This window comes from Paenibacillus forsythiae T98 (assembly GCF_000520735.1).
Classification (GTDB): Bacteria; Bacillota; Bacilli; order Paenibacillales; family Paenibacillaceae; genus Paenibacillus_AQ; species Paenibacillus_AQ forsythiae.
The window spans coordinates 1-8110 of the sequence record NZ_ASSC01000458.1 but is presented as its reverse complement, the minus strand read 5'-3'; the positions used below and the strand labels follow the sequence as shown (position 1 = coordinate 8110).

Sequence of the window (8110 nt, the reverse complement as noted above, 5' to 3'; positions counted from 1 at the left end):
GCGCCCCCGCCGTATCGTTGGCGATCACCCGCATTGCGACGGACCCGGCCATTTCGGCAATGACCGGATTGACCTTGCCGGGCATGATGGATGAGCCGACTTGCGCGGCGGGCAGCTTATATTCGCCAATGCCGCCGGACGGACCGGAATTCAGCAGGCGGAAATCGCCCGATATTTTCAGCAGATTCACCGCCGCTGCTTTGAGCAGCCCCGAAGTCTCGACGAACACATCCATATTCTGGGTCGCATCCATCGGAAAATCGCTCCGGGATAACCCGAGCCCGGTCATTTCCCGCAGCTCCTCCGCGACGGCGTAAGCATACGCTAACGGCGCATTCATCCCTGTACCGACGGCCGTCCCGCCGATATTGATCTCCCGCAGCCGCTCCTCCGCTTTATACAGCCGCCACCGGTCACGGGCTACCGCTTTGGCGTATGCGCCGAAGCTCTGCCCGGCCATGATCGGCAGCGCATCCATCAGCTGCGTCCGGCCCTGCCTTAAGCAATCCGCATACTGCCGCTCCTTCTCCTGCAACGCTTCCTGAAGTGAAGACAGCTCTTCACTCAGCAAGCGCAGCAGCGGAATGACGGCGATGCGCAGCGCGGTCGGATAGACGTCGTTCGTCGACTGGCAGAGATTCACATGGTCAATCGGATGGACCAGCCGATAGTCTCCCCTGATTCCGCCCAGCCGCTCAATCGCCCGGTTGGCGATTATTTCGTTCACATTCATGTTGGTGCTGGTTCCCGCCCCGCCCTGATAGGCGTCCACGATAAAATGCTCATCCAGCACGCCTGAGAGAATATCGTCGCAGGACAGCTGGATCGCTTTGGCGACAGACTCCGGGATATTTCCTTGCCGTCCGTTAACTTTGGCCGCAGCTTTCTTCACGAGCACCATGGCTCTTGCGAGCCGCAGATGGGCCGGACGGCCGCTGACCGCAAAGTTATCCCGAGCGCGTACAGTATGAATGCCATAGTAGGCATCCCGCGGCACTGGAGCACTGCCAAGCGAGTCCTGTTCCATACGGAAGGTCAATTCGTCACTCATTCCAGGCTCACCCGCCAATCCGGGACATTTGACGATGCATAGCATGCTGGGAAGACTTGCAGCTCGGCTGGACGAGCATTTCATGCCGCTGCGGCTTGGCTTCGAGCGATTGCCGGAATACTTGCCTCAACAGCTCATCATTGCCGATAAACGGCTTGAGGTCCCACTCGTCGTTCCAATAGAGGCAGGGCTTGACATATCCGTCGGCCGTTATGCGCAGCCGGTTGCAGGCCATGCAGAAATGATCGCTCACCGGACTGATGAGACCGAATTGTCCGGCGGCTCCGGAAATCCGGTAATACCTGGCCGGCCCGGAATCATCAGCCGTTCCGCAATAGGATGGATTGGACAGGCCGCCCGAAGGCTCCACACGCCGCGCGTTCCAGCCTTTCTCCGCACATTGCGCCATTATGCCTTCGAGCGGCATATACCCTGCTTTCCATCCCTCTGCCTGAACGCCGATAGGCATATATTCGATAAAGCGGATTCGCAGCGGATAATTCAGCGTCAACCGCAAAAAAGACTCGACTTCGTCGTCGTTCACGCCCTGCATGAGCACTACATTGAGCTTCAGTGTTTCGAATCCGGCTTCAAAGCATGCTTCGATAGCATCCAGGACCCGGCCCAGATCACCGCCGCGCGTGATCCGGGCGTACCGCTCCGGCAGAAGAGAATCCAGACTGATGTTGACGTCGGTCAACCCGGCCTGGCGAAGCGCCCGGGCCTTGGACGCCAGCAGCATGCCGTTGGTGGTCAGCCCTATGCGCTTGATGCCGGTTATCAAGCCCAGCTTGGCTACAAGCTCTTCCAGGCGGGGCCGCAGGAGCGGTTCTCCGCCGGTAATCCTTACCTTCGTAACACCCATCTCCGCAAGCGCATTTACGATGGCAACCATCTCGTCGAAGGTGAGCAGATCCATCTGCGGAGTATATTCCGCCTTGTTCCCCGGTCTGCAATACTGACAGCCCAGATTGCAGCGATCCGTAATGGAGAGTCGCACATAATTATGTACACGGCCAAAGGAGTCAACCAGGAGGTTGGACAAAGATTTCACCTTGCTTTCTTCATGTTAATGACTGATTTAATAACCGGACAAGTCGCCAAAAGGCTGCAGCAGCTGCGCGCTGGCTATTCTTTTCCGCGCAATCGACTCTTCGATTTGATCGGGGTCAACGAACCTGAGAGCGCTCGTCGGGCACACCCGCACACATTCCGGTCCGTTGCCGGTTTCTTCACATAAATCGCATTTATGCGCGACGATTCGTTCCTTCCGGCTCCATGATCCCGCAGCATTCGACCGAAGGCCGGGTTGCCGCTGCTTCTCGCCATCCCGGTACGCGGTAACCATCGTAATCGCTCCAAAGGGGCAGGCCAGCATACAGGTCTTACAGCCAATACAAGTATCCTGGTTAATAAAAATGCTGCGGTCCCTGTTCACAATCGAGCCGTTGGGGCACACATTGGCGCATGGCGCATCCTCACAATGCCTGCACTGAACGGGAGCGGTAACCGTGTCCGTTTCGATCACGCTAAGACGCGGGTAAAAGGCAATCTCGCTTTCTTCCTGCTCAAACAGACGATTTCCGGTATGCGCGACGACACAGGCCGCTTCACAAGTGTGACATCCGATACATTTATCGGGATCAGCAAGTACGAAACTGTTCATGACAACTCCTCCTTGGCGCTTCTGGAAATAAACTCGGTATGCAGCAAATGATGGGAGACATGGCCCAAAGGCTCTCCCAAGAAATCTTTGTATAATTTAATAATGGCCGGGTTCTCATGCGACTTGCGGACCTTCTGATTGGAATCATGGCGGTAAATGGAGCTTTTTCGGGCCTGATAGGCGCTCTTTCGCTGCGTCTCCAGCAGTAGCTTCGGTTGGCCGCCGCCGCTGACGCATCCTTCGGGACAGGCCATAACTTCGATAAAATGATAGGGGCAGGTCCCAGCGGCTACTTGCTCCAAAATAGAGGAGACGTATTTGAGCCCTGCGACCATGGCCACCCTCAGCTCCAAATCCCCGATCTGAACCGTTGCCGTGCGAATCCCTTCATCGCCTCTGATAAAATCGAGCTGAAGGCTCGGAATGGACTCGTGCGTGATCAGCTCATAGCCCGTTCGAATGGCCGCTTCCATGACTCCTCCGGTGGCGCCGAAGATCGTTGCCGCTCCGGAATAATCGCCAAGCGGCGAATCAAACGGTTCGTCGGGCAGATTCATGAAATCAATGCCTGTGTCCTTGATTAATTGGGCCAGCTCCCTCGTCGTTATCACCAGATCCACTTCACGGTGTCCGTCCACATTCATCTCTTCCCTGCCTGCCTCAAATTTCTTGCATGTGCAGGGCATGACCGCCACGCTGAGGATATCGGCCGGAGCTATGCCCTCCAATTCGGCGCTGTAGGTCTTGACCAAGGCTCCTACCATTTGCATGGGCGATTTGCAGCTCGACAGATGCTCCAGCACATGGGGCCCGGCCGTCTCCGCATGCTTGACCCAGGCCGGACAGCAGGAGGTGAACATGGGCAGCCGCTCGCCGGACAGGACTCTGCCTATTAATTCACTGCCCTCTTCCATAATCGTGACGTCAGCGCCGAAGTTCGTATCATACACTCTGTCAAAATTCAGCCGTCTCAAAGCCGCCGCCATCTTGCCCGGCGTTAATGTGCCAAAGGGCAAGCCGAATTCCTCCGCGAGCGAGACACGGATAACCGGAGCGCACTGCACAACCTTGTACCGCTTCGGATCGGCCAGCGCCTCCTTAAGATCGGACGCATGCCCGGTTGAATAGGCGGCGAATAAGGGTTCGCGGACACTGGAGAGCTGACCTCTTTGCCGCAGCTTCTCCGTACGGGAAGTCAGGGAAGAATTGCTTTCCGCCGCATATGCGCTGCATGTCTGAACGCATTGCCCGCAAATTACGCAGCGGTGCGCGTCAATCCTTTGGGGTGCGCCCGCTTCCCCGATAATGGCGTCCACCGGGCATACCGCCGCGCACCGTCTACAGCCGGTGCATAGCTGTTCGTCAATGTGAATAATCGGATCCAGGTTTGTCATATTTCAAGACTCCTTAAGCTGTTCAGACCTGCAGCTGTCCGTGATCGGGATACCCCGAGGCCCGGATCGACCAGCTTCAGCGCCTGTTCGGGGCAGACCGAGACGCAGGCTGGAACAAGCCCGCCCCCGCCTTCTGTCAAGCCCCTGCCGTTGCCGCCGGTCGCCGCTCCTGCTGGCCCAATCTCTCCGGACGCCTCATTCCCGGTATAGGTGATATCCTTGCATAAATCACATTTATACGCGATGACTCTCGTTTTTCGTTCCAGGCCGTCCTTCTGCCGTTCCCTTAAGGTTGGCTGTTTATGCTCCTCGCCGCTACTGTAAACCTTATCCAGACTGATTGCTCCAAACGGGCAAATCATGGCGCAGGCTTTGCAGCCTATACAGCGCTCCTCATCGATAGTAATGACGCCATCCTTCTGCCGGATCGCCTGCACCGGACAAACCCCAGCGCAAGGCGCGTTCTCGCAGTGCCGGCACTGAACAGGCATCGTGAAGCTGTCCGTGCGGATAACCTGCAGCCTTGGAATGACCGGCATGGTGACTGTGCCTGCTGCTGCAGCCACCCCGTTATCACGATTATGCACGGCGAAGCAGGCCAGCTCGCACGCTTTGCAGCCGATGCATTTGCCGACTTCGGCAATGACGAACGAATTCGGCCGTTCCTTCATCATGCTTGACCCGCCCCCGCCTTCATCTGCTTTCTAATCGACTCGTATTGCTCCCGCACCTGCTGTTCGGCCCGAAGCTGATCCGGTATCTTTTCCAGACGAATCGCGCAATATTTGTACTCCGGCGTCTTCGAAACGGGGTCCAAAGCATCGCCAGTCAGCTCGTTGCATGCGCCGATCCAGAAATGATAGGTCATATAGGTCGCGCCTTTCTTGACCCGGTCGCTGACTTGCGCTCTGGCCATAACCCTGCCCCGTCGGGAGATAATTCGAACCAGCTGCCCGTCTTCAAGGCCAAGGCTCGAAGCATCCACGGGGCTAATCTGGATATTGCCAGGCTCATCGGACAATTGGCTAAGGGCGCGGCAGTTCCCGGTCATGGTGCGGACGGAATAATGTCCGACTTCGCGGACGGTCGACAGCGTTAACGGATACTCCTCGTCCGGCTGCTCCAACGGCGCTCTCCATTCACAGGCGAACAGCCGCCCTTTGCCGTTAGCCGTCGAGAAACGGTTGCCCTCATACAAGTACGGTGTACCCGGATGATCTTCGGTCGGGCAAGGCCACTGAACACCGCCCTGCTCCTCCATCTTCTTGTAGCTTGCTCCCTCGAAACTCGGACAGAGGGCTCTCATCTCGTCCCAGATCTCTTCCGTATTCCGGTAGGACATCGGGTAGCCCATCGCCGTAGCTATTTCGCTGATAATCTGCCAATCCGGCTTCACATCCCCTGGAGGATCGACGGCCTTTCGAATCCGCTGAAATCCACGGTCGGCTGATGAGTATACCCCTTCATGTTCGCCCCAGGAGGTAGCGGGCAGAATGACGTCCGCATGCAGCGCCGTTTTGTTCATGAAGATATCCTGCACAATGACAAACTCCATCTTCTCGAGCGTTTCTCTCACTTCGGCAGCATTCGGATCACTCTGTACCGGATCTTCGCCAAAAATGTAATACGCCTTTACCTTGTCTTCTTTCAATACAAGATGGGGAATTTCCGTCAAGCGGTACCCGATTTTATCCGGCAGCGCTACACCCCAGGCTTTCTCGAATTTTTTGCGTATTTTGGAATCGGTAACGGATTGGTACCCCGGATACACATTAGGCAATGCCCCCATGTCGCAGGAGCCCTGCACGTTATTCTGGCCGCGGACCGGTCCGATGCCGACGCTAGGTCTGCCGAAATTGCCGGTTAAGAGCGCCAGCGAAGCAAGCCCTTTGACTACGTCCACCGCCTGGGCGAATTGACACACTCCCATGCCGTACAGAATCATCGCTTTATTGGATGTGGCGTACTGCCGCATCACCTTGCGGATGTCACCTGCTTTTACACCGGTGATGCTCTCGGCATATTCAGGTGTATACTTTTTCACATTTTCCTTATAATCCGCAAAGCCCTCCACATAATTGGATACATAATCTTTGTCGTACAGCTCTTCCTCTATGAGCACATGTCCAAATGCATTGACCAGCGCCATATTCGTCCCGCCCTTCAGAGGCAGCCATGTATCCGCAATTCTCGCGGATTCGGTCTTGCGTGGATCGGATACGATAATCGTAGCGCCTTTCTGCTTCGCCTTGACGATTCGTCTGGCAACAATCGGATGCGTAACCGCAGCGTTATAGCCAAAAATAAAGAGCAGATCCGTATCCTCGATTTCCGGGATGGAATTCGACATCGCTCCATCGCCCAGCGAATAGGTCAGCCCCGCTACGGACGGACCATGGCACACTCTGGCACAGTGGTCGATGTTATTGGTTCCGATCACGGCCCGCATAAATTTCTGCATCACATAGTTGGCCTCATTGCCCGGTCCTCTGGCCGAGCCTGTACCCATGATCGCATCCGGGCCATATTTTTCCTTGATAGCTGTAAGCTTCTGCGCTGTGAACTGGATGGCCTCTTCCCAAGAGACCTCACGCAAAACCCCTTCTTTACGAATCATGGGCTTGCGAAGGCGGGAAGTCAGAATTTGCGGATCATTCAGAAAATCCCAGCCATAATGCCCCTTCAGGCACAGGTTCCCTTCATTCGTCCGCCCATTGGCGGGCTCGGCCCCAACAACCTTTCCGTCCTCAACCAGCAAATTCATGTGACAGCCGCTGCCGCAATACGGGCATATCGTCAGTACTTTGTTCCCCATTGGATAACCACCTTTTTATGTGATTTTTTGCACAAAGATCACAACAAAAAATAAGCCAATACAAAGTATAAATAGAAATACACAATGTACTGGCTTATTAAAAAGCGAAGAAGCTGGCGCCCTTTCTCTTTAATCAAACCGATTTATTCAGTTGAATAACAATCGCCCGGCCGCTTGGACAAAGTTCGGAAATCTTCCAGGTATATGTAAATCGACTGCCAAGCGTGCCTATCATTTCGGTCATGAATTCTCTTTCCAAATAAGGCTTTAAGACTTTCCAATTTTCCGCAACGAGATCAACAGCGCCTTCTTTCATCAGAATCTCCGACAGACTTGAGAGAACCCCCTTAATCTCAATCGTGATCAACGAGTCGTTCTCCACCATAACCTTTACATTCTCCGGACCCTTGCCCCGATAGTGCTTCACTATCTTGACTACAAGTCTTCTAATCTTCTCCTGGTATTCGAATTCAGTCCCAAACATCCAAACACCTCAGAACTAAGCGTCTTTTAATGGATTACATTTCATTTATTACATGTTCATGTTAGACTTTTCCAAAAACCTTGTCAATACATAAATTCGGGCATATCCATACGTTTCCAGCTATTATGCCAGAATTCCTGGACATTATCGTCAAAATACCCGAAAAAGAGCAGCAAAGGTCTGAGCTCCGCCTGGGTGCCGGATTCAGACCTTTGCTGCTCTGCTGCGTTTACCCATTGTACTTTAGTCCCGGATTCATTTTCTCAGGCGCCGTCCTCTTTCAGACGCAGCAGCGCGGCAGCCGCAGCATGCTGCTCCGCTTCCTTCTTGGAGCGTCCACTGCCCCTTCCGAGTGAACGGCTGGCCATATACACTTCAGAGACAAATTCACGCTCATGCGCAGGTCCCCGCTCTTCAATAATCCGATACTCCAAGGTGCCCATACCGTGATGCTGAATCAATTCCTGCAATTCGGTCTTGAAGTCCGACATCTGCATTTGCAGCTTCCCATCCGTCTCAACCAGCGGAAACACGTGGTTATCCAAAAATTTACGGACCTTTTCCAAGCCCTGATCCAAATAAAGCGCTCCCACGAAGGATTCGAACACATCGGCCAGCAGAGCCGGCCGGGTTCGTCCTCCCGTCAGCTCTTCGCCTTTGCCAAGCAGCACGTAGCGGCCAAAGCCAAGCTTCTCGGCGA

General features: G+C 54.7%; 8 protein-coding genes. All 8 read right to left on the bottom strand.

What is annotated here, in order from left to right; translation table 11 throughout:
- Positions 1–1051, bottom strand: a 1051-nt coding sequence (locus L692_RS0114695) for a lyase family protein (protein WP_025700931.1), incomplete at its 3' end; no start/stop codon positions are given.
- Between the two features lie 7 nt (positions 1052–1058).
- The gene (gene moaA, locus L692_RS0114690; RefSeq protein ID WP_025700930.1) at positions 1059–2096 is read right to left on the bottom strand and encodes a GTP 3',8-cyclase MoaA; all 1038 of its coding nucleotides are present in this window, start codon (positions 2094–2096) and stop codon (positions 1059–1061) included.
- Positions 2097–2132: 36 nt separating this feature from the next.
- Complete coding sequence (locus L692_RS0114685; protein ID WP_025700929.1) at positions 2133–2717, bottom strand: 4Fe-4S dicluster domain-containing protein; 585 nt, start codon at positions 2715–2717, stop codon at positions 2133–2135.
- Positions 2714–4111, bottom strand: a complete 1398-nt coding sequence (locus L692_RS0114680; protein WP_051503509.1) for a [FeFe] hydrogenase, group A — start codon at positions 4109–4111, stop codon at positions 2714–2716. The genes L692_RS0114685 and L692_RS0114680 overlap by 4 nt, the downstream gene beginning before the upstream one ends.
- The gene (locus L692_RS0114675; RefSeq protein ID WP_051503508.1) at positions 4108–4785 is read right to left on the bottom strand and encodes a 4Fe-4S dicluster domain-containing protein; all 678 of its coding nucleotides are present in this window, start codon (positions 4783–4785) and stop codon (positions 4108–4110) included. Before L692_RS0114675 ends, L692_RS0114680 begins: the two co-directional genes overlap by 4 nt.
- Complete coding sequence (gene fdhF / locus L692_RS0114670; protein ID WP_025700926.1) at positions 4782–6926, bottom strand: formate dehydrogenase subunit alpha; 2145 nt, start codon at positions 6924–6926, stop codon at positions 4782–4784. Before fdhF ends, L692_RS0114675 begins: the two co-directional genes overlap by 4 nt.
- Positions 6927–7059: 133 nt before the next feature.
- The gene (locus L692_RS0114665) at positions 7060–7410 is read right to left on the bottom strand and encodes a Na-translocating system protein MpsC family protein (protein WP_025700925.1); all 351 of its coding nucleotides are present in this window, start codon (positions 7408–7410) and stop codon (positions 7060–7062) included.
- Between the two features lie 263 nt (positions 7411–7673).
- Positions 7674–8110: ribonuclease III family protein (locus tag L692_RS0114655; protein WP_025700924.1), on the bottom strand; the 437-nt coding region annotated here is incomplete at its 5' end.